Source organism: Paenibacillus sp. YN15, from assembly GCF_003285005.1.
Lineage (GTDB): Bacteria > Bacillota > Bacilli > Paenibacillales > NBRC-103111 > Paenibacillus_AR.
This window is the reverse complement of record NZ_QMFA01000022.1, coordinates 50,877-75,598: the sequence shown is the minus strand read 5'-3', so window position 1 is coordinate 75,598 and position 24,722 is coordinate 50,877. Positions and strand designations below refer to the sequence as shown.

18 protein-coding genes are annotated in these 24,722 nt (G+C 57.9%); 11 read left to right on the top strand and 7 right to left on the bottom strand.

The window, feature by feature from the left end; translation table 11 throughout:
• Window positions 1-9 precede the first annotated feature (9 nt).
• The 3 genes from DQG13_RS17840 to DQG13_RS17830 all read left to right on the top strand — a co-directional run bounded on the left by DQG13_RS17840 (window position 10) and on the right by DQG13_RS17830 (window position 2,193).
• Entirely contained in the window at window positions 10-339 is a 330-nt protein-coding gene (locus tag DQG13_RS17840) for a hypothetical protein (protein WP_113021139.1), read from the top strand.
• Between the two features lie 73 nt (window positions 340-412).
• Entirely contained in the window at window positions 413-877 is a 465-nt protein-coding gene (locus DQG13_RS17835) for a 2-thiouracil desulfurase family protein (protein WP_113021138.1), read from the top strand.
• A gap of 11 nt (window positions 878-888) precedes the next feature.
• A complete protein-coding gene (locus DQG13_RS17830) occupies window positions 889-2,193 on the top strand; it encodes a mechanosensitive ion channel family protein (protein ID WP_113021137.1) in 1,305 nt (434 codons plus the stop codon).
• An 81-nt stretch (window positions 2,194-2,274) separates the two neighbouring features.
• Here DQG13_RS17830 and DQG13_RS17825 read toward each other — a convergent pair whose 3' ends face one another.
• Window positions 2,275-4,041 carry a copper amine oxidase N-terminal domain-containing protein gene (locus tag DQG13_RS17825; protein WP_113021136.1) on the bottom strand — a complete coding sequence of 589 codons (1,767 nt, stop codon included), beginning with the start codon at window positions 4,039-4,041 and terminating at the stop codon, window positions 2,275-2,277.
• Between the two features lie 279 nt (window positions 4,042-4,320).
• On the opposite strand from DQG13_RS17825, the gene DQG13_RS17820 reads away from it, so the two are divergent.
• Both DQG13_RS17820 and DQG13_RS17815 read left to right on the top strand, forming a co-directional pair.
• Window positions 4,321-5,325 (top strand): DUF3231 family protein, encoded by a 1,005-nt coding sequence (locus DQG13_RS17820; RefSeq protein WP_181592828.1) that lies wholly within the window; start codon window positions 4,321-4,323, stop codon window positions 5,323-5,325.
• A gap of 298 nt (window positions 5,326-5,623) precedes the next feature.
• Window positions 5,624-6,376, top strand: a complete 753-nt coding sequence (locus tag DQG13_RS17815) for a polysaccharide deacetylase family protein (RefSeq protein ID WP_113021134.1) — start codon at window positions 5,624-5,626, stop codon at window positions 6,374-6,376.
• Window positions 6,377-6,561: 185 nt separating this feature from the next.
• On the opposite strand, the gene DQG13_RS17810 is transcribed toward DQG13_RS17815, so the two are convergent.
• Window positions 6,562-7,554: a LacI family DNA-binding transcriptional regulator gene (locus tag DQG13_RS17810; protein ID WP_113021133.1), complete on the bottom strand. Its 993-nt coding sequence runs from the start codon at window positions 7,552-7,554 to the stop codon at window positions 6,562-6,564.
• A 27-nt stretch (window positions 7,555-7,581) separates the two neighbouring features.
• Window positions 7,582-8,703, bottom strand: a complete 1,122-nt coding sequence (locus DQG13_RS17805) for an amidohydrolase family protein (RefSeq protein ID WP_181592827.1) — start codon at window positions 8,701-8,703, stop codon at window positions 7,582-7,584.
• Window positions 8,704-8,856: 153 nt separating this feature from the next.
• Here DQG13_RS17805 and DQG13_RS17800 point away from each other — a divergent pair, with 153 nt between their 5' ends.
• The 4 genes from DQG13_RS17800 to DQG13_RS17785 all read left to right on the top strand — a co-directional run bounded on the left by DQG13_RS17800 (window position 8,857) and on the right by DQG13_RS17785 (window position 11,100).
• Window positions 8,857-9,090: a hypothetical protein gene (locus DQG13_RS17800; protein ID WP_113021131.1), complete on the top strand. Its 234-nt coding sequence runs from the start codon at window positions 8,857-8,859 to the stop codon at window positions 9,088-9,090.
• Window positions 9,072-9,905, top strand: a complete 834-nt coding sequence (locus DQG13_RS17795) for an RMD1 family protein (protein WP_220094404.1) — start codon at window positions 9,072-9,074, stop codon at window positions 9,903-9,905. Before DQG13_RS17800 ends, DQG13_RS17795 begins: the two co-directional genes overlap by 19 nt.
• A gap of 9 nt (window positions 9,906-9,914) precedes the next feature.
• The gene (locus tag DQG13_RS17790) at window positions 9,915-10,739 is read left to right on the top strand and encodes an RMD1 family protein (RefSeq protein ID WP_113021130.1); all 825 of its coding nucleotides are present in this window, start codon (window positions 9,915-9,917) and stop codon (window positions 10,737-10,739) included.
• A 115-nt stretch (window positions 10,740-10,854) separates the two neighbouring features.
• Complete coding sequence (locus DQG13_RS17785) at window positions 10,855-11,100, top strand: hypothetical protein (protein WP_113021129.1); 246 nt, start codon at window positions 10,855-10,857, stop codon at window positions 11,098-11,100.
• A gap of 66 nt (window positions 11,101-11,166) precedes the next feature.
• On the opposite strand, the gene DQG13_RS17780 is transcribed toward DQG13_RS17785, so the two are convergent.
• Window positions 11,167-12,162 carry an Rpn family recombination-promoting nuclease/putative transposase gene (locus tag DQG13_RS17780; RefSeq protein WP_181592826.1) on the bottom strand — a complete coding sequence of 332 codons (996 nt, stop codon included), beginning with the start codon at window positions 12,160-12,162 and terminating at the stop codon, window positions 11,167-11,169.
• Window positions 12,163-12,359: 197 nt separating this feature from the next.
• On the opposite strand from DQG13_RS17780, the gene DQG13_RS17775 reads away from it, so the two are divergent.
• Together DQG13_RS17775 and DQG13_RS17770 are read left to right on the top strand one after the other, a co-directional pair.
• Entirely contained in the window at window positions 12,360-13,109 is a 750-nt protein-coding gene (locus tag DQG13_RS17775) for a spermidine synthase (protein WP_113021127.1), read from the top strand.
• 92 nt (window positions 13,110-13,201) lie between these two features.
• A complete protein-coding gene (locus DQG13_RS17770) occupies window positions 13,202-21,604 on the top strand; it encodes a glycoside hydrolase family 94 protein (protein ID WP_113021126.1) in 8,403 nt (2,800 codons plus the stop codon).
• 147 nt (window positions 21,605-21,751) lie between these two features.
• Here DQG13_RS17770 and DQG13_RS17765 read toward each other — a convergent pair whose 3' ends face one another.
• The 3 genes from DQG13_RS17765 to DQG13_RS17755 form a co-directional block, all read right to left on the bottom strand.
• A complete protein-coding gene (locus DQG13_RS17765; RefSeq protein ID WP_113021125.1) occupies window positions 21,752-22,672 on the bottom strand; it encodes an ADP-ribosylglycohydrolase family protein in 921 nt (306 codons plus the stop codon).
• Between the two features lie 36 nt (window positions 22,673-22,708).
• Window positions 22,709-23,512, bottom strand: a complete 804-nt coding sequence (locus DQG13_RS17760) for an NUDIX domain-containing protein (RefSeq protein WP_113021124.1) — start codon at window positions 23,510-23,512, stop codon at window positions 22,709-22,711.
• Window positions 23,513-23,942: 430 nt separating this feature from the next.
• On the bottom strand, window positions 23,943-24,656 hold the full coding sequence (locus DQG13_RS17755) for a hypothetical protein (protein WP_113021123.1): 714 nt from the start codon (window positions 24,654-24,656) through the stop codon (window positions 23,943-23,945).
• Window positions 24,657-24,722: the final 66 nt, after the last annotated feature.

Genomic DNA, 24,722 nt, shown 5'->3' with positions numbered 1-24,722 from the left:
TGTTTCGGAATGATCGAAGGATTTATGCTGGTTATGGCTGCCGGTCTGGCTGTGCTTGTGTATGGGGAGGGAAGCATCAAACACCCGGCGAAAGCAGGCGGCGCCCGGATCAAGCTTCAGCGGGCATTCCTGATTCATGCCCTTCCCCTGCTTATCTACGCCTTCACTATGGCCATTCTATGGATGACAGGGGACGGCGCCCTGGCCCGCTATCCCGTGGCCGGGGCCGCAGCCATCTTCTATGCCATTCTCATTATCGCCACCCGCCGTCTGGCCCTGAGCCTGGCGCTTAGTCTGGGCATTGTGGTTCTGGCCTCCCTGCCCTCCCCGCTGCTGTAAGCCGCAGGAGCGGCGCGTTGCATTTCCTCCCTCTCTGGGCTAAGCTAAAACAGTATGGAGGGAGGACAAATACATGAAGAAAATTCTGATCAGCTCCTGCCTTCTCGGCGAGAAGGTCCGTTATAACGGCGAAGCCAAGCCTTGCCCCGATCCCCGGCTGGCCCGCTGGCAGGAGGAAGGGCGGCTCATCCTGGTGTGCCCCGAAATAGAAGGCGGACTGCCGGTCCCCCGTCCGCCGGCGCAGCGCCGCGGGGGGCGTGTGGCGACAGAGGACGGCGGCGATGTGACGGATGCCTTCCGGCATGGGGCGGAAGCCGCTCTGGCGCTGGCCCGGCAGCATGGGGTTTGCCTGGCTATCCTGAAGCAGAACAGCCCCTCCTGCGGCAGCCACTTTATTCATGACGGCTCCTTCCAGGGTGTGCTGATCCCCGGCGAAGGCGTCGCAACGGAGCTTCTCCGCCAGCATGGTATTCCCGTCTTCGGCGAGGACCAGTTGGATGAAGCCGAGCGGGCGCTGGCAGCCTGCTCAGCGGATTGAAGGAGGCGTCTATGGAACGGTTGCAGCATCTGCTTGCCGCATTGGGCATCACCGAGTATTGGGCCGCTATCCTGGGCAATATCATCCTAATCGTCTGCATCACCCTGCTCAGCATCCTGGCCAATTGGATCACCAAGAAGGTTGTGCTCCAGGTCATCAGCCGCTACATTCAAAAAACCCGCTACCAGTGGGACAACATTCTCCTGGAGCGGAAGGTCTTCCACAAGCTGTCCCATGTGGTTCCCGCCATTATCATTTACTTCTTTTCCTTCATGTTTCCCGCCTACCACGGGGAGATCGTGAAAGGCGTCAGCATCTACATGAATCTGGTGGGTATTTTGGTTGTAAATGCTTTTCTCAATGCCGTCAACGACATCTACTGCACCTATGAAATATCCAAAGCCCGTCCGATCCGCGGCTATATCCAGATGCTGCAGATTTTTGTGTGGATCATCGGCGGCATTCTGGCCATTTCCACCCTGGCCGGCAAAAGCCCCATTCTCCTACTAAGCGGGGTCGGCGCTTTATCCGCCGTACTGCTGCTGGTATTCAAGGATTCTCTGCTGGGGCTTGTGGCGGGTGTCCAACTGGCCTCCAACGATATGGTACAGGTAGGCGATTGGATTGAGATGCCCAAGTACGGGGCGGATGGAAGTGTTATTGACATTTCCCTGAATACGGTGAAGGTGCAAAACTGGGACAAAACCATTACCACCATTCCCGCCTATGCCCTGATTTCCGATTCCTTCAAGAACTGGCGGGGCATGATTTCCTCCGGCGGACGGCGGATCAAACGGGCGGTGTATGTGGATACCGGCAGCATCGGATTTTGCACCCCCGAGATGATTGCTTCCTTCCGCAGCATCCAGTATCTGCGGGATTATATAGACCGGAAGTCGGCGGAAATCGAGGCCTACAACCGGCAAAACGGCATCGACCGGACCCATAAGGTAAACGGCCGGGCCATGACCAACATCGGCGTGTTCCGGGCCTATATCCAGCACTACCTGGAGCGCCACCCCAATATACACGCCGGGATGGTGCGGATGGTCAGGCAGCTGGAGCCGGGGCCAAACGGCTTGCCCATCGAGATTTATGCTTTTGTCAACACCACGGAGTGGACGGCATATGAGGGTGTGCAATCGGATATATTTGACCACATTCTGGCTGTTGCCCCGGAATTCGGCCTCCGGGTTTTCCAGAATCCCTCCGGCCATGATTTTAAGAGTCTGGCGGAGCTGAGTTCCTCCCCATCCCAATCGGACCAACCAAGCCAAAAAGAAGAACCCCGTCATTTGCTGCAAGGCGCGGAATAAGTATTTTTACCAAAGGAAAGAGCCTGTCTTCCGGATGCGGAAGCAGGCTCTTTTAGTGTGAGCGGAATATTCAGGTGCAGCTTATTGCAGGTCCCGCAGCGGATACATGATAATATCCACCGGCAGATTGGAGGCGCCGGGCGGGGAAAATTCAATATCCAGCGTTTCCTCTGTGCCTGTCGTGCGGCCCAGCATAATCACTCCGTCAAAGGCGCTCAGCACGCCGGATTGGGGAACCAGCACAATCTCTCCGTTGATCTTGACGGGCCCCTTGAAGATGCCGCCTTTGGCCATGAGCATGATGGCCATTTTGGGCGGATTTTTAATATGGATATCGTACTTGACGCCCCAGTTGCCGTAGTTGGTGCTGGGGGTTTTGGAAACCGCATCATACCCCACCAGGAACGGATCGCTCTTATTATTGCCGATCTGCAGCTTCATCGGGTTCTCCATCTGGCGGTTCAGGTCCAAGTCCCAGGTCTGGTCGGCGGAGGAATAGGTGCCCCGCACATGGTCCAGCTCCATCCGGTACTGCAATTCCTTCAAAGGCCGCTGATTGGCTGTATCCTGGGCGACAAAGCTGATCTTCAGCGGGCCGTCGCTCTCCACATCATAGATCACATTGGCGCCTTGTCCCGGCAGAAATACCGGCATTTGGGAATAGACATAGGTCTTGCCCGCAGGAATCACCAGCTTGCTTTCGGGAGAACGGTCGTTCAGAAACTCGGTTGTAGCCTCATTGCCCATAATGTTGGCATAAATAGTAGGCCATACCTCTCCCTTATTGGTGGTGGTCAACGTAACCGGCTTATCCGACAGGTTGGTGGCGTAAACCATAAAGGTGACACTTTGGCCGGACAGGTTGATGTGATGGGCATACAGACGGGACTTGCCGTTGATGGTGTCCTCATACAGAATGCCCGGCTGGCGGATTTCCTCCGGCGAATCACTGACCAGCAGGGTGCGGGACGAGTCATAGGAGACAGTTTTGTCCAGCTCCGGAATCTGGTCGAAATACCGGTAATACGAATCCCAGCCTACCTTAATGAAGCTGCCAACCGGCTTGTTGTAAATGGGAAATTCGAACTCGGACAAATATTCCGGACCTTCCACCAGGATGGAATCGGTATAGACGGCGCTTTTGTTGCCGTGGGCATCCGCCACCTGCAGGGAAATGGTGTATTTGCCGGAAGCGAAGAAGGTATCCTGCTTGCCCTTCCAGTTAAACTCCACCAGCCCTTCGGCATCGGGATCATAGCTCAGGTCAATATATTTCACCGGTTCCCCCGGGCGGTACACTTTCTTGGAGGTGGTGAACTTGGCCACCGGCTTGGAATTCTGCTGGTCGATGATGTAGATGCCCTCCGGGCTGTTGAGCACCAGCATCTCCACTCTGCGCAGCTCATTATTATAGGTATAAGGAACACCTGTCAGATCGGCCAGCCAGGTCAGCTTGACCAGAAGCGTGCCGTCCACAATCCGGGCTACGGACGAGAAGGGAAGATTGATCCCGTCCTGGACAATGGTCTGATTATCGGCAGAAAGAACGATATCATGGCCTCTCGGCTTCATTTCGATGGTCCGGGTCTCACCGTTCCATTCCACGGAAAAGCCCAGAGTTTCCCCGACAAACCGCGCAGGCACATATGTACTGCCGTCAAAAATAGTCGGAGCCACATCCAGCATAACCGTTTCACTGCCTACAACCGCTTCCTTATGATCCAGATACAACAACACATAGTGCGAGGTAGCGGATACAGCCTTGGCTCCCGCCGTCCCCAACACCTGACTGACAACCAGCACAAACGCCAGCAGCAGCCATTTGACCGCCGCGTTTCTTCTAAGCATGCACACTCTCTCCCTCTTGGTCGATACTCTCTTTTCCAATTGACGAAGATTTATACGCTGCAAGCCGGGGATTTGTTGCACCCGGGGGAGAAATTTATCCTGCCTGCGCAAAATGTTTCCATTCTGCCAGTTCCATGGTTACCTTCTCAATTGCTGAATGAACCCGTCAAAAAATGGGATACTAAGAAAAAAACGCCCTATTGAAGCCGCGCAGTTATGCCGATTCCCGGATGGCTCCTGCGCCGGGCTTTCAAAGCGGCCTGTGAAAGGATTACGCTTATGGACCGCATCCCGCTTCCCAAATTAACCGCTTCCGAGATCTCCAGCATTTGGGCTTCCTACATGGCTGACTCCATGTCCATATGCGGAATGCGGCACTTTCTGGCGCATTTAAAGGATGACCGCATCCAGACGATTGTGGAATATGCCCTGCAGCTGGCTTTGGATCATATGCAAAAGCTGTCTGCTCTGATGAAGCTGGAGGGATATCCCCTCCCCACCGGATTTACGGAGCAGGACGTGAATCTGGAGGCACCTCCGCTTTTTTCCGACAATCTGATTCTCATGTATATCGGGCATATGGCCAAGCTCGGGCTGACCTCCTATACCCTGGCCCTTACAACCTCCGTCCGGCAGGATGTGGTGGATTATTATACGGATGCCATCACCACCTCTCTGGAACTGCATAACCGTTCCCAGGCATTGGGACTGGAAATGGGGATTTATGTCCGTCCCCCGGTCATCGCCGTCCCGGACCAGGCGGAATCCGTCCATGACAAAGCCTTTTTGGGGTCGGTTCTGGGGCATAAGCGGCCGCTTTTGGGTGTGGAAATCAATCACTTGTTCCACAATCTGAAGCGCAATGCCCTTGGCAAAGCGCTGATTCTGGCGTTTTGCCAGGTGAGCAAATCCGAGGACGTCAAGAAATTTTTTAAAAAGGGCGTCCGGCTAAGCCAGAAGCAAATTGATGTGTTCACCAAAACCCTCCAGGAGGACAGCCAGCCTGCTCCCATGCTGTGGGACGGGGAAATTTCCTCCTCCGTCATCTCCCCTTTTTCCGAAAAGCTGATGATGTTTCATGTATCCGCTTTGATCGCATCGGCAATTGGCCAATACGGAGCCTCCATTGCCGGGAGCCCCCGGAAGGACCTGGTTCTGGAATATACCCGGCTAGGGGCGGAAATTATGCAGTATGCAGAGGAAGGCGCCCTGCTCATGATCCGAAAGGGCTGGATGGAATATCCCCCTCAATCTGTCGACCGGAGAAAGCTGACGCACACATGAGCCGGCAGCACAACAAATTGAACAGGCCTCAGCAGCTCCCGCCTTGTCCGCGGGAAGCCTGCCGGGGCCTGTTTCTTGTCCGGTTTATTCCCCGTTCCGCATCCGGCAGGCGGTAATTTCATCGATATTTTGCGGCAGCAGGCTGTCCGAAGATGAAAGAGGCAACCGCCTGTAGTTGGGATTTCCTCCGGGGGTATGGATTGATGCGGATGCAGACATATTAACAAGACGATATTCGTTCCAATTTGATAGCCCCTAAACTGTCACATCGCCCGGAAAGGAAGCTGGACCTGTGAGAATGTGGAGCCATACCGCCTTGACCGTCGCCATCAGTATCAACTTGGGCGTGCTGCCCGCGTTCGGGAATAGAATTGATGGTCCCCGCCACGACAGACGCTACTACGAATCCACCGGAGAAGTTCTTTGGGAGGTGCCCACAGAGCAAAAAATTGTGGCCCTTACCTTTGACGACGGGCCTGACCCGGACAATACCGCCGACATTTTGGATCTGCTGAAGCAGTATAACGCCAAAGCCACTTTTTTTGCCGTCGGTGAAAAAGTCAGCCGCAACCCGGAGCTGGCCAAACGGGAGGCGGAGGAAGGCCATGAGCTGGCCAACCATACGTACCATCACCTGTTTTTGAGCAACCAGTCCATCGGTAAGCTGGAGAAGGAAATTCTGGACACCGAGAAGGTAATCCGGGAGGCCACTGGCCAGAGGCCCACATTGTTCCGCCCGCCCGGGGGCATCTACAACGACAGGCTGATCGCCCTGGCGCGGCAGCACGGTTATCTGGTTGTGATGTGGTCCTGGCAGCATGATACAAAGGACTGGAGCCGACCTGGAGTGGGAAAAATCGTAAGCAGGGTGCTGAATCAACTGGAAAACGGAAATATCGTGCTTATGCATGAATATGTGGAGGGCGGCTCACAAACAGTTGAAGCGCTCAAAACCATTCTCCCTGAGCTGAATAAACGCGGCTACCAGATGGTTACCGTCTCGGAGCTAATCAAGTATAAGCAGGCCAACCCTATGCTTCAGGACAAGTGACCGCAGACTGCGCCGTTAAGGACCTGAAGCAAAGCCTCCCTTGGCTGTGAAAAAGAAGCTGCAGCCTTAAAGCCCCTGCGGGCAACGGATGCAGCTTCTTTTTGAGAATACGCTTTGTAATCAGGCCCCCTTAACAAAAAGGACTGCCGGATCAGTTTAAGCCGATCCAACTGCCGCATTGAATTTTACATCCGCCTCACCGACTCCCGCACCACAAGGGAGGGGGTGATCCGCTCCCCCTGTGACGGTCCGCCGTTCAGCAGATTGGCCAGCAATTCCACTGCCCGGACGGCGATGCGCGCCGTGTTATGGCAGACGGTGGTCAAGGGAGGATTCATATAGGCCGTAAAAAAAGCACCGTCATAACCCACCACCGAAATATCCTCCGGAACCCGGCGCCCTTCCTTCTCCAGGGCGGTAATGGCCCCCATGGCCATCAGGTCATTGGCGCAGCAAACGGCGGTTATCCCGGGGCATTCCTCCAGAAGTCCCAGGGCAGCCTGCGCTCCGCTTGTCCCGCTGAAATCGCCTTGGGCCAGCAGCAGTGCTGCCTCACTTGCCAATGCTTCCCGGAAACCTGCCGCCCGCTCCTGGCAAATGGACAAATGGGACGGCCCGTCAATGTAGCCGATGATCCGGTGGCCGTATTCCGTAAGCAGCCTGCCGGCAAGACGTCCTCCCTCCCGGTCGTCGGAGCGAACCAGGGAGCATTGCGGCCCCAGGGCATCGCTGAGATTGACACTGGGGAGCTTCAGCTTCAACGCCTCCTTCACCAGCGGATGGTTCCTCCAAAAAGGCGGCATAAAGATGCCTCCCTCCAGATTCCGCTGCTGCACCCACTCTGTCAGACTGCCCTGCCGGTACCGGGCATGGGGGACGGGAAAAATAACCGCATCCTTGCCCAGCTCCCGCACCGCCTTACAGATGGGAGGAAAAAACTCATGATGCTCCGGAGTGGCCTCCATATCGAACTCGGGCATAAAGATGCCGATCAGGCCGCTTTTTTTGCCAACCAGCTGCTTGGCCCCCAGGTTAGGCACATAACCCAGCTCGGCAGCTTTCCGCTCCACCAGGGAAATGGTATCGGGATGGACGCCATAATTATGATTTAACGCCCGGGATACGGTGCTGATCCCCAAATCCAGCTCGCGGGCAATATCCTTAATGGTCACTCGCATAAAGCATCTTCCTTCTTTAACCAGTATTCACTTATTATCCGCCAATAGCTTGCCTGCTTCAAGCTTCGTTAACGTTTTGCCCGCTGCCGGCCCGATGCCCTTCGAATTAAGCTCCTCCAGCTGCGTTCTCGTAGCCGGAGCCCGGCTGATCAACGTATCGAAATTGTCGTGCGCCAGCTTTTTGACCAATGCAGGGTCCTCCACAAGCTCCAACACCCGGTACATCGCCTCGATGGCAGCTATTTCCCCATTGGAAAGCCCGTATCCCGAATCTGTGCTCAGGAGTACCCGATCCGGAAACCTGCGGATAAGCGGAAGAAAATCCTCCAGCTTGTTGCTGCTTTCAGGATTGAAGACCGTGAAGCCCGCGAAGAAATCCGCATACAGGTTGGGATGCTTCTCCATAAGCGCTTCAATGGCTTGGGGAGAATTGTATGCATTGATGTGGCCGAAAATAAATGCCGTCTCCGGGTATGCCAACATGGCCTCCTCCAGCTTCTCCACCGGCCATCCGCTGGGCGGATCAATATGAAGCAGAATCGGCGCCTTGTACTCTGCGCACAGGGCGTAAATCTGCGGCAGGTAACCATCCATGGGATGGTCCGCCTTCCACAGCACTCTGGACACCACCGGCGAATGGGTGGAGGCGGCGGCAATTTCACCAAGTCCCATGAAGCCTTTTTCCAGATTGGCCCGCACCGTGTCCAGACTGGAGGGACTGTGCAGATCGAACCCGGAGAAAAAAGGAATGATCTGCTCGGGATGCGTCTGATACGCTTCCCAGGCAACGGCATCCGTCTGTATGGCGCTGGGTTCGGACACGTCCCCGAAAAGGACCACCCGCTTCACTCCCAACTGCTGCCAGACTCCGGTCATCGATTCATAGGGGCCGCTTGCATCATGATTATGCACATCGGTAAGGCCCAGACCGCTATATTTCTCCACCAGTTCATTTAACGTTTTTTTCGCAGGGGCGGGACTGCCGGCAGCAAGGGCGGTCTCCGTTCCCGGCCGCGCCGTAGCGGAGCTCCCGTAATCCGCGGGTAAATCCCGCTCTTTTGATCTCGCCGCGTACCATAACCCCGTACCCGCCAGAATAACCAGCAGAATCAAAACGGCTATGAATTGGCCTTTGGCAGAGTGAAGCATGTGCACATCCCCCTTCATGTTTCAGGTTTTCGAAAACGTTTCCTAACATTACAGATTCATTATATCCCATTAAGATATAGTGTCAACAAATATTTAGGAAACGTTTCCCATTCTCTAAACAGGCGACAGATCCTCCCGGTAAAGAGTATAATAATGGCAAAAAGCTTCACCGGAGGGATTGCCCATAAGCGGCTGATTGAAGGCGTTGAGGTGCCGCAAGCCCGAATGACCATGGGCGTTCAGTGGCATCCTGAGTTAATGGATGAGAAGATGCTTCCCGCCGTCTGTTTCCCCTGCTGGTGGACAACTGCCGGCATAGCGGACAAGGGCTTGTCATATGATTCCCTTAAAGGGGAGAGTGAGCGGATATGTCTCAGAATGCCATGAGCTTTAAGGCGTTTGCCGTAGCCAATGAAATTGACCTCAACAAAATCGCCAATGATTGCGGCATTCCCAAAAAATACACCTGGGAGGAGCCCTTGATTTTGAAGGGAACAATCCTGGGACGGATTCTCGGAGCAAGCGCAGAGACGGACCAGCAGGTTTTGGTGTTCTCCTTCGGCAGCATCGTGTTCATCAATCATGTCCGGCGGGAGGACATCTCCGTCTTTCTTTGCTACGTGCAGCGCTTCGAGGCGGATGTAAACACGGTGGCCCCGGAGCGGTATTCCGATGATTACAGCCTGCATATCGGTGGTACGGATTCATTGGTGCTGACAGATGAGTTCGTTATGGTCCCGGAGTACGCCATGTTCTACCCCGAGCTGATTTCGACGGTGATTGCCAAATCGGTGGCTCTGGAAAAAACCGAGGAGGAGTTGGGCCGGATTCTGGACCGGCTGGAGGTGATGATCGACCGGCTGGAGAAGGGGAAGCTGCGTGTCAGCGACAAAGAGCTGGCCCGCACGACGGCGCGGATTGTCCGGCATGAATACAATACTATTGCCTACATTATGATTTTGGACAAGCCGGATATCACCTGGACCAACAGCGGAGCGGCGGAGCTGTATGACCGGATGTCGGAATTCTTCGAATTGAATGACCGCTACTCCATCCTGAAGAACAAAACGGAAATTTTATCTAATATGATGGAAGGTTTTTCGGCCATCAGCCACTCCATCCGGGGCATGTTCGTGGAATGGGTAATTGTGCTGTTGATCGTGGCGGAAGTGATCCTCATGTGCGTGGAAATTGTGAAGTAGGTGAAGCCGATGGAACGGATTCATATGCGGAGTCTGAAAATATGCCAGACCATTCCCCTGGACCGGCTGGCGGCGTTTTTCGGCAGCGGGTGGCCCACTTCCTGGCGGGATTATGTGGTCCTGCAGCCCTTTCATCTGGAAACCGTACTGAAGAAGCCCTCTCCCGGACGGCTGGTATTTGTGTTCAGCTTCGGCTGTATGGTGTTTGTCCATTTGGAGGAGGAGGAAATCCAGACCTTCTTGACCTTTATGGGCGGGCTGGTGGATGCGGTTGATTATGAAATGGCGGCCCAATTTTCCGAAAGCTTCACCCTTCACATAGACGAAGAAGGCCGGTTTCTGCCGGTACCGGAAGATCCCCGCAGCTTCCTGTGGGGTGAACCGGCGGCCCAGGTGATCGCGTTGGTTCTGGCGAAATCCTCGGCTCTCAGCAAAATTGAGTCGGATGTGGGGCAGAATGTGGATGAATCCGGCGCATATATCGATTATCTGTGGCACGGCCGGCTGCGGATGAGCAAAAAGGGAATGACCGTGATGATCTCGAAGTTTATCAAATTTGAATTCGAAAGCATCCGGGCCGTCCATATCTTCGACCGCTCCGCGGCGGGCGAAAAGCTGGAGGCCCGCGGGCTTTACGATCTCATGGCAGAGCATTATGAGCTGAACGACCGCTTCCTGGCGCTGCAAAGCAAAATCGACAGCCTGCGGGCCGCCATGCGGGCGTATAATTCCTTAAGCTTCCGCCGCGATGAAAACCGGCTGTATTGGTTTGAGGTATTTTTGCTGGGGCTATTCCCCGTGGTCAGCATTCTGCGGCTGTTCTTCTCCTTCTAGCGGACAAGCGGGCTGCAACTCCAGCCTCCCCAAATAGGTGAATGAACAAGCAGCGTTTGCCCTCCCGGCATATATCGGTAGTGTAATCCCAATATCCGATAAGGGAGTGAACACCATGTCCTGCCCGAAGTGTCCGGCAAGCCAGATCGTGGACCCGCCTCAGGTGGTCTACCGGGATATTTATCTGCCCCAAGTGGTAGAAGTCATCCATCCTATCGAGGTTGTCAACCGGTACCATTGCGTCCCCGTTCCGCAGCATTGTTACACTGTAACCGTCCGGGACGAATTCTGCCCTCCCGCCGTCGGCGGCGTAGCCGAGGTCAGCCAGGCCCGCAATGCCAAACGCCGCAGAAAGAAATAAGCAGCAAAAGAAGCCCGGACTCGAAAGAGCCCGGGCTTTTGTGGCTTTGCGGAAAGAGGACGGCCGTCAAAGCCCCTCTTTATTGCCTAACTGAAGAATATCCTCTAAGGGAAATCCTGTAGCTTGGGCGATTTTGTCTGCCGGAATTCCCAAAGCCAGCAGATTGCGGGCAGTTTCAAGCTTCCCTTGTTCCATGCCCTTTTCTAGGCCCTTTTCTAGGCCCTTTTCTAGGCCTTTTTCTAGACCCTTTTCCAGGCCTTTTTCCATGCCCTCTGCCATGCCTTTCTCCATACCCTCTGCCATGCCTTTTTCCATACCCATGATCTCCGCATACTTCATGCTGGATATCTTGTCAATCCGCGCCTTCTCCTGCGCGTAGTAGCGCTGCCGCATCAGTTCATCCGCGCTGATTTTGCCCAACATTTCCTTAGCCATTAGCAATTCCTCCTTTCGGCGCCCCAGTTCATTAAGCAATTCCTCCGCGTCTTCCTTGCCGGCATTCTTGAGGAATGTCAGCCATAGCTCCGTCGCTTCCATAAGGCCCACATCGGTTACCGGGTGAAACTTGGTCAGCTCTACATAATGAATCTCCAAATCATCAATGAGCAGAAACCGCTCCGCCGTCTCATAAAGCTTGTAAGTAGTATGATAACGTTCCGTTTCCGAAATCAAATTGTAGTCCATGATGTTGATGACAATGCTTTTCTTCAAAGTCACATAAGCCTCGGATTCATGCAAACCTTCGCTGTACAGCTTGCTCCAGTAATATAAGCTGCGCTTGCGGAAATCATCCACATTGTTCAACTGGACCTCAATGTTGATGCGCTCTCCCTGACCTGTGCTGACCTTGATATCCAGACTGGATTCCTTATCCCCGGCATATTCCCGGTATGAGATCGGGTTCAAGTGCTGAATCTCGCAAATGGCCTCGGCGCCCTTCAAGTTTAGAATCGAGTTGAGAAAGTCAATCAGAAGCAGCTTGCTGGCCTGCTCCTCCATTCCAAACAAAGCTTTGAACACCATATCGTTAAGCGGACTTAATAGGGGGGATGATTGGTTCATGGAGAGATCCCTTCTTAACCAGCAGCGGATATTTTTCTTCGGCATACTTTTCTTTTATTTTACCATATTTTCTGACCAATCTCACCTTCCAATGATCGGCCAAATCAGCAAAAATTTATTTTCTCCTCCCGCCGCCGCTGGTGTATGATGGTGCTTTAGAGACCACGGAACCATATTGACGAAAGGAAGCTCCGAACATGCAGCTCATCCATCACACAGTCAGCCCCCACCAGGAGCTGTTCGTATACGAAACCTACCGGCTCTACGGGCAAAATGGCCGATTCCGCCTGCTCCAATTTTCCGAAACCGCCGTTCAGGGGGCCATGGACCTGAACCGGCCAGAGCGGATTCTGTTTGAGTATCCGCAAGCCATGATCCACCTAATGGAGCACCATCTTCCTGAGTTCCGCTCTGCCTTTATGATCGGGCTGGGCATCGGCACCATTCCCCGTCATTTCCCTGCGAACACCTTCAAGATTGCGGAGCTGGATGAAGAGGTGATCCGGATCAGCCGCGAATACTTCGGGTATACGGCAGATAATGTAGCCGCGGGGGACGGGAGAAACCTGCTGGCGGCGGAGCCTCCCGCCTCTCTGGATTTCATTCTGGTGGATGCCTTCAATCCCGCGGGAACTCCCCGGCATCTCACCTCCCTGGAATTTTTCCGGCTGGCGGACTCCAGGCTTGCCTCCAAGGGAGCCGTCATTCTGAACCTGGCCGGCAAGGAATCCAACGACCGGCATATCAACGCCATCCATACTACCCTCGCCCGGGTGTTCAAGCATACCGCCGCGTATGTGCTGCCGTCCTCCGGCAGGCAGTGCAATATTCTGTTGGCCGGAAGCCACATGCCGGTAGCAGGCAGGCCGAGCCAAATGGCAGGCTTCCGCGAAGCCGTCCTGGAGGAGGGGCATTGCGTTCGGGACCCGCGTTCCTGGCGGGATTAACCTTATTTTCATAAAAACCGCTCATAAAAATCTCCATATCGTGGAATGGTAATGAAGTGACTTTATGCCATTCTTGTCGTTGGAGGTTTTGTATGGGTTGGAATGAGGATAAGCTAAGGGACCATGCACATAAGCTTGCACTTGAGCACGACCCGCACGAACGCCGCATTTCGCCAAAGGCCTTGTGGAGCCGGGTGGAAGGGGACATCACGGAGCTGAGGGCTTTTGTCAGGGAGCTTCATGAGAACCTGGGCGCCTGCGAACAGCCAGCCGAGGAATGGCTTTTGGACCATTCGGAATTTATTGAGGCGGAGATTCTGGGCTTAAAAGAAGAAACCCTCAATCTGCCGGTGAAAACCCTGCCTGCCGTGGGCAAAACGGCCGTCCGCCGGGTATCCGCCATCTGCGCGGCCTATTTGTCTGAAACCGACGGGCTTTTTGAGGAGGATACCCTGGTTGCCTACTTGGAGGCGTACCAGGAGGTTTCCGTGCTGACTATCGCCGAAGCCTGGTCCCTGCCCGTATTTATGAAAATGGAGCTGATCCGCCGGTTGGCGGCCCTGATGGAGCCGGTGAAGGAGCGGCGCAGCATATGCGCCCGGGTGGAGCGGATGCTGGCGGACATTCCGCCGTCGGAGCTGACGCCGGAACGCCTGAAGCAAACGCTGGAGGAAGCCGGGCTGGAGCTGCCCTTGTCCGGCGCCGTGATCGTTCAGTTGGTCCGCCATTTGCGGGAGCATGCGGAGGATTCGGCGCATTTGGGCGAATGGCTGGTATGCAAGCTGGACAACGGACCGGAAAGCCTGGACTCCATTCTTTCTTATGATTATCAGCTGCAGGCGCAATATCAGGTGAGCACAGGCAATGCCATCGGAAGTCTGCGGAGTCTGTCCCGGACCCAGTGGAGTCCCTTGTTCGAGCGGATCAGCATGGTGGAAAATACCCTGCGCCAGGAGTTGGCCGGGGATTACCCCCGGCTGGACAACGCCAGCCGCCACACCCTGCGCAGCCGCACCGCCACATTGGCCAAGCGGATGCGGGTGCCGGAGAATCTGGTGGCCACCAAAGCGGTGGAGCTGGCCGACGGGCGGCTGCGGAGCCGGGAGGCGGAAGCCCGGGCGGCAGGGGCGGCGGAGGCAACAGCAGCGTCCGGCGGAAGCCTGCCCACCCGGGACAGCTGCGCCGCCTATTATCTGCTGGAGGGCCGGGGGTTGAAGGCCCTGCAGAAGGCCTTGCGCCAATGCGGCAAAGCCGGAGCTCTGCCGGAGGCCGGGATCAAAACCCGGGCCGCCGTGCTGTATATGCAGCTCCTGGCGCTGGCTTTTGTGGCGGCGCTGGCTGCCGCCTCCCTCTGGATCGGCCGCAGCGCCGGAAATCTGTCGGTTGGCGGCTGGGTGGCGATTGTGCTGCTGGCTGTCCTGCCCGCCAGCGAATATGCCGTCACCGTCCTGCATTGGCTGATCGAACGGGTGAAAACCCCTACCCGGCTTTTGCGCTATGACTTCTCCAAGGGAGTACCGGAGGAGGCCGCTACCATGGTGGTCATACCCGTCATCTGGTCCACCCCCGAGGACGCCGCCGCTACGGCGGAACGGCTGGAGCTGCATTATTTGGCCAACCGGGACCCGAATATCCACTTCGCTATTCTCAGCGACTTCCGGGATGCGGACAAGGAACGGCTGCCCCAGGATGAAAAGGTTCTGAAGCAGGCCATCGGAGAAGTGGAGAAGCTGAACGGCCGTTACCCCGAAACCAGCTTCCACCTGTTCCACCGCAGCCGCCAATGGAATGAAGCGGAGCAAGTCTGGATGGGCTGGGAGCGCAAACGCGGCAAGCTGGTAGAATTTGTCCGGCTGTTGAAGGGCGATGCCTCCACCAGCTTCAGCACCATCGCCGGAGACCGCTCCGTGCTTCCCCGCATCCGCTATTGTATTACGCTGGATGCGGACACCCGCCTGCCGTTGGAGTCGGGACAACGGATGATCGGAGCCATCCACCTGCCGTACAACCGCCCCCGGCTGAACGCCAGCGGGACGCGGGTGGCGGAGGGGCATGGCGTGCTCCAGCCAAGGATCGGCATGACCTACGAAAGCGCCCGGAAATCCCGGCTGGCCTCCATTTGGTCGTCCGAGCCGGGGCTGGACCCGTATGCCTTTGCCGTATCCGATCCCTACCAGGACGCCATGGGTCAGGGAATTTTCACCGGCAAGGGAATCTTCGATGTGGATGCTTTCCATACCGTCCTGGGAAACCTCTTCCCGGAGAACAGCGTGCTGAGCCACGATCTGCTGGAGGGCGGCTTCCTGCGGGCAGGCTTTCTGTCGGATATTGAGCTCATCGACGATTGCCCGTCCACCTTCCTGTCCCACCAAAAACGGCTGCACCGGTGGACCCGGGGAGACTGGCAGCTGCTTCCTTGGCTGAAGCGGCATACGCGCAACGGGGACGGAGAGCGGATTCCCGCCGATCTGACGCCCCTGACCCGCTGGCAGATCGTGGACAACCTGCGGCGCAGCCTGCTGTCGCCAATGCTCCTGGCCATTGCCATTCTGGCGGTGCCGGTGCTGCCCGGCTCCCCGTGGCGCTGGTACGGGCTGGTGCTGCTGACGCTGTGCGCACCTTTTGTCCGCCAGCTGCTGACGCTGCATACCCTGATCTACCGGCCCAAGGGACTGCTGAATACTTTGGCCCAATGCGCCATTGCCTTCATCACCCTGCCTTTTCAAAGTCTCATGCTGCTGGATGCAGTGGTGCGGACCCTGTACCGGATCACGGTCTCCAAACGCAGGCTGCTGGAATGGGTCAGCCAATCCGAGGTGGAGCGCCAAAGCGGCAAAAAGGGCCGCCCTGTGATGACGAACCTGTCAGGAGGCTATATCGCGATTGCGCTGCTGGCTGCCGGCTTGCTTCTGGGCCGGGCGGTGCCGGAGGCTGGAGATTGGGGCCCCGGAGGTTTTGCCGGACAAGGCAGGCGCTGGGCTCTTTTCCCCGCTGACGGAAGCTGGGGGAGTCTCGATACGCTGCGGCTGGCCGGTTTGGCTGTTGTGATCCTATGGGCCTTGGCGCCTCTTGTAGTGCGCTGGCTGGACCGCGAGGCGGATTCCGGTCAGGCGGTTTTCAGCAAGGATGAGGAGCAGGAGCTCCGCAAGCTGTCCGCAGACATTTGGGCCTTTTATGAAGCGTATGTAACAGAGGAGGATTCCTACCTGCCCCCGGACAATGTCCAGATGGAGGGGGACAAAGGGGTGGCCCACCGCACCTCCCCCACCAATATTGGGCTGTATCTGACCTGCGTGCTGGCGGCCCGGGACTTCGGGTTTATCGATACGCCGGGGATGATCGAACGGCTGGAGCGGACAATCGGGACCGTTGAGAGTATGGAAAAATGGGAGGGGCATCTGTACAACTGGTACGATACCGCAACCCTGGCTCCGCTTAACCCGGTATATGTGTCCACCGTGGATTCGGGCAACCTGGCTGTATGCCTGATTGCCGCACGTGAAGGACTCCTGGAATGGGTGGAAACCGACGGGCATCTGGGTATGAACGACCTGGTGACGGACAGAAGAAAGCCCCGGTCCAAGGGGGAGTTCCAGGTGGCATTTGCCCAGGAGCTGACGCCTCATATCGGCAAACGCTCCACCGTCCGCAACCGGGGCACACGACTGGCGGCGCGAATGGAATCGCTGGCGCGGGAAACCAATTTCCGCCCGCTTCTGGACGAGAAGACCAATCTCTTCTCCCTTGGTTACCATGTAAAGGAAGGCAAACGGGACAATGTGCTCTACGACCTTCTGGCCTCTGAAGCCAGGCAGGCCAGCTTTGTGGCCATTGCCATGGGCCAGGCCCCTGTCTCCCACTGGAATGTGCTGGGCCGGACGCTGACCAAGTCGGGCAGCCATCCGCTTCTGCTTTCCTGGTCGGGAACCATGTTTGAATATCTGATGCCGTGGCTCTTTATGAAAACCTACCGGGATACCCTCTGGGACAGCACCTACCAGGCCGTGGTGGACCGGCAGATTGAATACGCCCGGCAGCGGAAGGTGCCCTTCGGCATATCGGAATCCGGCTATTACGCCTTCGATTACCAGATGAATTACCAGTACCGGGCCTTCGGGGTTCCGGGGCTGGGCTTCAAGCGCGGTCTGGAGCAGGATCTGGTGCTGGCGCCGTATGCCACCATCATGTCTCTGCCCTACTCCCGGGACCGGGGGATTGCCGCCCTGCACGAGATGGAGGAATGGGGCGCCCGGGGCAAATACGGCTTCTATGAAGCCATCGACTGCACACCCCGCCGGATGCCGGGAGGCAGCCGCCACATGGTGGTCAAGAGCTTCATGGCCCACCATCAGGGCATGAGCCTGCTGACCCTGGGCAACCTGCTGCTGCCCCGGACCATGTACGACCGGTTTCACAAAAGCATGGAGGTGCAGGCGGCCGAGCTGCTTCTCCAGGAACGGATTCCGGCGCGGCCCAAATGGATTCGCCATCCGGAGATGTACCGGTCCAACCCGCGGCATGAGAAACAACCGGTGGATACCGCCTCTGTCCGGGAATTCCGTTCCCCTCATACGGCTGTGCCGGAGGTATGCCTCCTGTCCAACGGCCGCTTCATGACCATGGTCACTGCCAGCGGCGCAGGCCACAGCAGCTGGGACGGCTTGTCCGTCACCCGCTGGCGGGAGGACCCGGTCCGGGATTCCTGGGTCAGCGGGGTTTACATTTGGGATGTAGGCGAAGACAAGCTGTGGTCACCGTCCTTCCAGCCGGCCCGGGTAGAGCCGGATGAGGGCCTGATCCGGTTTGAGCTGGATAAGGCCGTGTTCCTGAGGCGGGACGGGCAAGTGGAAACGAAGATGGAGATTGCCGTTTCCCCGGAAGCCGATGCCGAGGTGCGGCGGATTACTCTGGTTAACCACAGCGAGGAAAAAAAGGTGCTGGAGGTCACCACCTTCATGGAGCTGGCCATGTCCAGCCCGATTGCGGATGATGCCCACCTTGCCTTCAGCAAGCTGTTTGTCCGCACCGCCTATGATGAGGAGTCGGGCTGCCTGGTGGCCGGCAGGCGGCCGCGGACGGTGAAGGATCATTCTCTCTGGTCCGCCCATCTGCTGGCGGCGGACGGGCAGTCTTTAGGCCCGGTGGAGTTTGAAACGGACCGGGCGGCGTTTGTGGGTCGGGGCTATACCCTGGCCGAGCCTCAATGCGCCAAGAGCCGGCTGAAGGCCAAAACCGGCTCGGTGGCGGACCCGGCCTTCATTATGCGGCGCAGGGTAGAGCTTGAGCCCGGCGGCAAGACGGTGCTGTATGCGGTGACGGCGGTGGCGGCGGAGCGCCAGGATGCAGTGGAAACCGCCGCCAGGCTGGCCAGTGCCCAGCAGGCGGACCGGGCCTTCCGGCTGGCCTGGAACCGCAGCCGGATCGAGCTGAAGAGCCTCCAGCTGGACGGCCGGGAGGCGGCTTTGTTCCAGCGGCTGGCAGGGCTTATGCTCTACACCCCGCCGCTTCGCAAGGAACGCCGGGAGGCGATTGCGGCCAATGTGAAAGGCCAGTCCGGCCTCTGGTCCTTCGGCATATCCGGCGACCGCCCGATTATGGTAGTGCAGATCGGCGACAAGAGCCATCTGCCGTTTGTGATCAAGCTTCTGGTCGGCCATGAATATGCCCGGCGGCTGGGGCTGGTTTATGATCTGGTGATCCTGAACCTGTCCCGGGACGGATACCAGCAGGATCTGCAGGAGGCGCTGCAGCGGGCGGCAGAGCATGGCGTGGACCGCTTCGGGCAGGGTCTATCCGGGATTCATGTGATTCCCGTCCACCGCCTGACGGAGGAAGACCGGCGGCTGCTGACGGCTGCGGCACGGGTGAATCTCCACGCCGGCGGCCCCAGCCTGGCCTCCCAGCTGCGCGCTCTGCGGGGCGACGCTCCGGCGCTGGCGCTGGTCTATCCGGCAGGCGACGGTACGAACAGCCAAGGCGGCGCGGCAGATAAGGCGGCAGGCCATCGTTTCCCAGCGGGCGCCGGAGACGCCGCCGGCTGCGGCATGACGCCTCCCCTGGCGATACCGGACCCGAAAGAGCTTCTGTTCTTTAACTGCTGGGGCGGCTTCACCCCCGACGGCCGGGAATACCGGCTTACCATTGCAGACGGACGCCACCTGCCGGGGCCGTGGACCAACGTGCTGGCCAATCCCATCTTCGGAGCCCTGGTTACCGAGTTGGGCACCGGCTACACCTTCTGGCGCAACAGCCGGGAATGCAAGCTCACCCCGTGGTCCAATGACCCGGTGCTGGACCCTCCCGGCGAACAGGGATATTTGAAGGATGAGGATTCGGGAGTGCTGTGGACGCTGACCCCATCGCCAGGCAAACATCCAGAGCCGTATACAGTCGTCCATGGACAAGGCTATTCCATGTTCCGCCATGAGCGGGAGGGCATCCGCCATGAGCTGACCTTGTTTGTGCCGGTGAAGGACCCGGTGAAAATTATGCGCCTGCGTCTGGCCAATACCTCCTCCCGGCAGCGGCGGCTGTCTCTGGCCTATTACGCGGAGTGGGTATTGGGAGTGGGACGGCAGCAGACAGCTTCCCACATCGCCGTCCGCCGGGATGAAGCGGCAGCTATCTTAACCGCACAAAACAAGTACCAGGAGCATTTCCGGGAGGCTACCGCTTTTCTGGGCATTTTTCCGGAGGGGACCCAAACCTGGACTTCGGATCAACTGGAATTTGTCGGCCGCAACGGCCGCCTGGAAGCTCCGGCAGGACTGGCCGGGGAGCGCTTGTCCAACCGGACCGGCATCCAGGCCGCTTCCTGCGGCGCCATCCGGCAGGAGCTGGCCCTTGCTCCCGGTGAAGAACGGGAGATTGTGATTCTCTTGGGCTGCGCCTCTTCGGAAGCGGAAGCGGCGGCACTGGCCCGCCAGTACGCCGGCGGCGCTGGCTGCGATGCTGCGTGGGCGGAGATGGAGCAGCACTGGAACAGCATGCTGCGCCAGGTGCAGGTGTCCACTCCCGCCAGGGAGATGGATCTGCTTCTGAACGGCTGGCTGCTGTACCAGACCCTGGCCTGCCGGATCTGGGCCCGCAGCGGCTTCTTCCAGGCCGGCGGGGCCTTCGGCTTCCGGGACCAGCTTCAGGATACGCTGGCGCTGCTGCATACGGCGCCGGAATTTGCCCGCAGGCAGGTACTGCTGCACGCCGCCCACCAATACGAGGAGGGCGATGTGCAGCACTGGTGGCATGAGGAGACGGAGCGGGGCATTCGTACCCTGTTCTCCGATGATCTCTTATGGCTGCCCTATGTGGCTTCCCGCTACACGGAGCATACGGGAGATCAGACCCTGTGGGAGGAGCATGCTCCTTACCTGATCAGCGAGCCCCTTAAGGAAGGGGAGCATGAGCGTTACGAGCCCACTGTCCTCTCCGGGCGGACAGGCACCGTCTACGAGCACTGCCTTCAGGCTATCGAAAAGGCATTGTCGCGCATCGGCGAGCACGGTCTGCCGCTGATCGGCGTAGGCGACTGGAACGACGGCCTGAATCTGGCCGGAGACAAGGGCCGGGGCGAAAGCGTCTGGCTGGCCTGGTTCCTGGCGGAGATTCTGGAGCGCTTCGAGGGCATCTGCACGGAGCGGGGAGATGCGGAGCGGACCGCCCGCTACCGGGAACAGCGGGAGAGCTTGTTTAAGGCGGCCAATGAGCATGCCTGGGACGGCCAGTGGTACCGGCGGGCCTTCACTGACTCCGGGGCCTGGCTGGGCTCCATCCGCAATGACGAGTGCCGGATCGATGCCATTGCCCAATCCTGGTCGGTCCTCTCCGGAGGCGCCCCCGAGGAGCGGGCCTGGCAGGCCATGCGCTCCTTCGACCGGGAGCTGGTGGACCGGGAGCTGGCCCTGGCGCGGCTCTTAACCCCCGCCTTCGACAAAACGGAGCCCAGCCCCGGCTATATCCAGGGTTATCCCCCGGGCATCCGGGAGAACGGGGCCCAGTATACCCACGGGGTCATCTGGAGCATCGCCGCCTGGAGCAAGCTGGGGCAGGGCAATAAGGCCTTTGAGCTGTTCCATCTGCTCAATCCGGTAAACCACACCCGGACGGACCAGGAGGTCCGGCAGTATACAGGCGAGCCGTATGTGATGGCCGCCGATGTCTACACCTCCGAGCCCCACCGGGGCCACGCGGGTTGGACCTGGTACACCGGCGCCGCGGGATGGATGTACCAGGTGGGGCTGGAGTGGATTCTCGGCATCCGCCGCCGCGGCAACCGGCTGCTGCTGGACCCGTGCGTTCCCGACGGCTGGCCGGGCTTCCAGGCGGACTACCGGTTCGGCGGCACAGTGTATACGCTGGTGTTCACCCGGGAGCAGCCGGGAGAGGGGTTCCGGGACATCCTGACTGCCGGACCCGGCACCTTCCTGGAGCTGGCGGATGACAAGCAGGCCCACAGGATTGCAGTGATCCTGCCCGGAAAGCCGAAGGAAACTGTTTAACGGCATATCAAACAGATAAACGCCTGCTGGCGGCCAACTCCATGCATCATGCATGGGTCGGCTGGCCAGCAGGCGTTTTTTGATGGCGCGGATTGATGGGCAGATGACCTAACAGAAGTGAGTGTACTCTGCAACAACCGGCCTGTTTCACAGCTGTATAGTTCCAGCTTCCCTGCCTTCCCCTTCTCCCTCATCTTGACGCAACAGGTACAGCGCCTCCGCGGCGGCGGACAACCGGCTCTTCAGCAGGATTGCCTCCCGGTAACGCTCCGGGATTCCCGCGTAGCCGTAATAGATGCCGGCCAAACCGCCGGCAATGGCTCCGATGGTGTCGGAATCGCCGCCCAGATTGGCGGCCCGCTGGATGGTTTCCTCGAAGGTGGCAGAATCGAGAAGCAGATACAGCACCCAGCGGAAGGTGTCCGCCACAAACCCGCTGGGGGAACAGATGGGCTCCGCGCCCAGACCCGCCGCATAGTCCGTTCCCGCGGCCGTCTGCCGGATGACCGCATGAAGCTCCTCTCCCTGCAGAAGCCGCCACGCCATCCGGTTATACAGGATGCAGGCTTCGTCGCAGCGCTCATCATAGTGGGTCATCCGCGACTGGATGCGGGAAACCTTCTCCACCCGCTCCCGCGCCCCATACCCCAACGCCGCAGGCAAACAGCGCATCAGGGAGCCGTTGCCGGCGCTTTGCCCCAAATCCAGATGGGCCACAAAAGCCGCCTCATACCAATTGCCCTCGAATCGCTCCAGCACATGCCGGATAATATTGCCCACATCCTTGGGCCCGGCGGCATACCATTCCCGGAACCGGCGGCCGATGGCCTCCATAGGCTCCGCCGGATTCTCCAGAATCCCCTCCGCCACGCAGAGGGTCATCATGGTGTCATCCGTCACCTCGCCGGGGGCCAGCCCCCACACGCCGCCGCCGATAATCTCCGTGAGAAAGCCGTAGGCGTCCTTCACCTGAGAGGCGCCCATAAATTCCGTCGTACCTCCCAGGGCATCCCCGGCGGCAACGCCGAACAGCCCGCCTTTGATTTTGTCCAGCAGCTCTGCGCTCATTTCTCCCGCCTCCACTCTTCCGTGTTCTTCCCCCACTCAGCTGTAAATGGACAGCTGCGGCGTCAAATCCGTAAACCGGTAAAGCTGGGCCGCCCGCTGGGAATAGCGGTTGGAGAAGCGGGGGCGTCCATCCCCGTCCGCAGCTTCCTCGAGAATCCCCCGGCGGCTTTGGGTGGAGGTAATCTTGCGGATGAAATTGGGCTCCGCAAACTCCGGCACCACCGTCTGGATCACCTGGTACAGCTCGCTTAGGGTGAACTCCTCCGGCAGAAATTCCCGGGCGATGGTAGTGGTGAGCATCTTCTCCTTCACCTTGCCAAGAGCATCCTCCAGAATCTGCCGATGGTCAAAAGCCAGCTCCAGCTCCAAGGCCTCCCGGACCGGAATCAGCCGCACATCCTCCGCATCCGAAGCCGCCTGCCGGTTGGCCAGCGCCTCCTCCCGCACCAGCGCGAAGAACGCATGGGAAATCATCCAGCCCCGGGGATCTCTTCCCGGCTTGCTGTACACGTTGAAATATTCCATATGGACATCCGCCACGCCGGTTTCCTCCTGCAGCTCCCGCAGCGCGCATTCGTACATGCTCTCCGTCTCCATGCAAAAGCCCCCGGGCAGCGCCCATTGTCCTTCATACGGCCATTTTTTCCGGCGGATCATCAGCACCTGAAGCTCCCGCACCGGCAGCGCTTTTTTGACCGTCTCCTTTTCTCTGGAGGAAATGGTGAAAATCACAATATCCGCCGGAGCGCCGTCCGGAGTCCGGTAGTTGGCGGAGGTGTAGTTCCGGGCGTTCTCGTCTGCATTCTCCTCTTCGATTCCATCACGCTTGAGGGTATCCATGGCTATTCCATCCTTTTGATATCATAATATTGATATAGTCATTATGACATTATTAATTCCGGAATGTCAACCCCTTCCATACGCAAAAAAACACCGCCCCCTGCCCAAAAGAGCAGGAAGCGGCTTCCAAAGTACGGATAGAGTTAATTATGCCACCGTTATAGCCGCTGGAGTTCTGTATAGACTGCGCCTGATCCATATCCTACCAATACTATCATGTAAAAGTGCAGTTATTTTTAGCCGCGAGCCTCTTTTTCGTTCCCTTCATGCAAAAAGTGCATCTATTTTTCGCTGAAACCTCCAAACGGGTGGAATTGGCGGGAAATAACTGCACTTTTGCATTTTGGCCCCCCGTATAAACGGCTGGTCCCATAAATAAATGCACTTTTGCATTATCGACATACCATATCCCTCCATCCACCCATCCATACTAATTTTTGACCAAAAATGACTGGTATGCTGTCAGCAAATCCTGAAGCGCCGTGCGGATTTCCTCTGCTTGTCCGGCCTCCAGCGCCTTGCTCACGGCAGCCTGTGCGTTCACAATGCCTTCATCCAAGGGGAACACCTTCACCTCAGTTGGAAGGGCCGCAGGTTCCTGTCCCTCTATTGCGCCGCCCGCTATTGCCACGGCCTCCCGAACGTCTACGGTAAACGCCTTCACAACTGCTCCATCCTCAAGGGTTCCCGCTTCCGTGTCCAGCTTCACGGCAGGCATAGCCTGGATAGCAATTTTCACCGGCAGAGTCACATTCCCTGCCTCTTCCCCTTCAGGAGCGGCGGCCATCTGCACCCGGTACATCTGGGGCTTCCACTTTTCCTTGAGTTGCTCCAGAGTTTGGGTCCATTCCTCCACCGTTTCGGGAGCATAGGTTTGGGCCAGCTCCAGCGGATCGGGAATCACGGCCACCGAAGTCCGGAGCGCATTCTGTCCGTCGAAGGCTTCGCCCTCACCTACGGAAATGGTAAAGCCTGCGTCCTGCCCTTCCCCGAAGGACCGGATCACGTGTACACTTTCGGCCGGCGCAGCGCCCGAGTTTCCAATCTCCGCGGAAGCGGTAACGGCGGCTCCCCCGGCGGGGAGGGCGGCGGACAGCAGAGACAGGGACAGCAGGCTTTTGGCTAAAACAATGGGAAATGTCATGGTTGAAACAGCTCCTTATCATGGTTTGTCTTACAGGTTCAGTCTACCGAAGGACCATGGCAGGAG

Coding starts and splice junctions, on each gene's coding strand:
- DQG13_RS17820 (WP_181592828.1), top strand. CDS start 4,321: ATGGACCGCATCCCGCTTCCCAAATTAACCGCTTCCGAGATCTCCAGC.
- DQG13_RS17825 (WP_113021136.1), bottom strand. CDS start 4,041: ATGCTTAGAAGAAACGCGGCGGTCAAATGGCTGCTGCTGGCGTTTGTG.
- DQG13_RS17800 (WP_113021131.1), top strand. CDS start 8,857: ATGGCAAAAAGCTTCACCGGAGGGATTGCCCATAAGCGGCTGATTGAA.
- DQG13_RS17815 (WP_113021134.1), top strand. CDS start 5,624: ATGTGGAGCCATACCGCCTTGACCGTCGCCATCAGTATCAACTTGGGC.
- DQG13_RS17810 (WP_113021133.1), bottom strand. CDS start 7,554: ATGCGAGTGACCATTAAGGATATTGCCCGCGAGCTGGATTTGGGGATC.
- DQG13_RS17805 (WP_181592827.1), bottom strand. CDS start 8,703: ATGCTTCACTCTGCCAAAGGCCAATTCATAGCCGTTTTGATTCTGCTG.
- DQG13_RS17840 (WP_113021139.1), top strand. CDS start 10: ATGATCGAAGGATTTATGCTGGTTATGGCTGCCGGTCTGGCTGTGCTT.
- DQG13_RS17775 (WP_113021127.1), top strand. CDS start 12,360: ATGCAGCTCATCCATCACACAGTCAGCCCCCACCAGGAGCTGTTCGTA.
- DQG13_RS17785 (WP_113021129.1), top strand. CDS start 10,855: ATGTCCTGCCCGAAGTGTCCGGCAAGCCAGATCGTGGACCCGCCTCAG.
- DQG13_RS17790 (WP_113021130.1), top strand. CDS start 9,915: ATGGAACGGATTCATATGCGGAGTCTGAAAATATGCCAGACCATTCCC.
- DQG13_RS17780 (WP_181592826.1), bottom strand. CDS start 12,162: ATGAACCAATCATCCCCCCTATTAAGTCCGCTTAACGATATGGTGTTC.
- DQG13_RS17795 (WP_220094404.1), top strand. CDS start 9,072: ATGTCTCAGAATGCCATGAGCTTTAAGGCGTTTGCCGTAGCCAATGAA.
- DQG13_RS17760 (WP_113021124.1), bottom strand. CDS start 23,512: ATGGATACCCTCAAGCGTGATGGAATCGAAGAGGAGAATGCAGACGAG.
- DQG13_RS17755 (WP_113021123.1), bottom strand. CDS start 24,656: ATGACATTTCCCATTGTTTTAGCCAAAAGCCTGCTGTCCCTGTCTCTG.
- DQG13_RS17770 (WP_113021126.1), top strand. CDS start 13,202: ATGGGTTGGAATGAGGATAAGCTAAGGGACCATGCACATAAGCTTGCA.
- DQG13_RS17835 (WP_113021138.1), top strand. CDS start 413: ATGAAGAAAATTCTGATCAGCTCCTGCCTTCTCGGCGAGAAGGTCCGT.
- DQG13_RS17765 (WP_113021125.1), bottom strand. CDS start 22,672: ATGAGCGCAGAGCTGCTGGACAAAATCAAAGGCGGGCTGTTCGGCGTT.
- DQG13_RS17830 (WP_113021137.1), top strand. CDS start 889: ATGGAACGGTTGCAGCATCTGCTTGCCGCATTGGGCATCACCGAGTAT.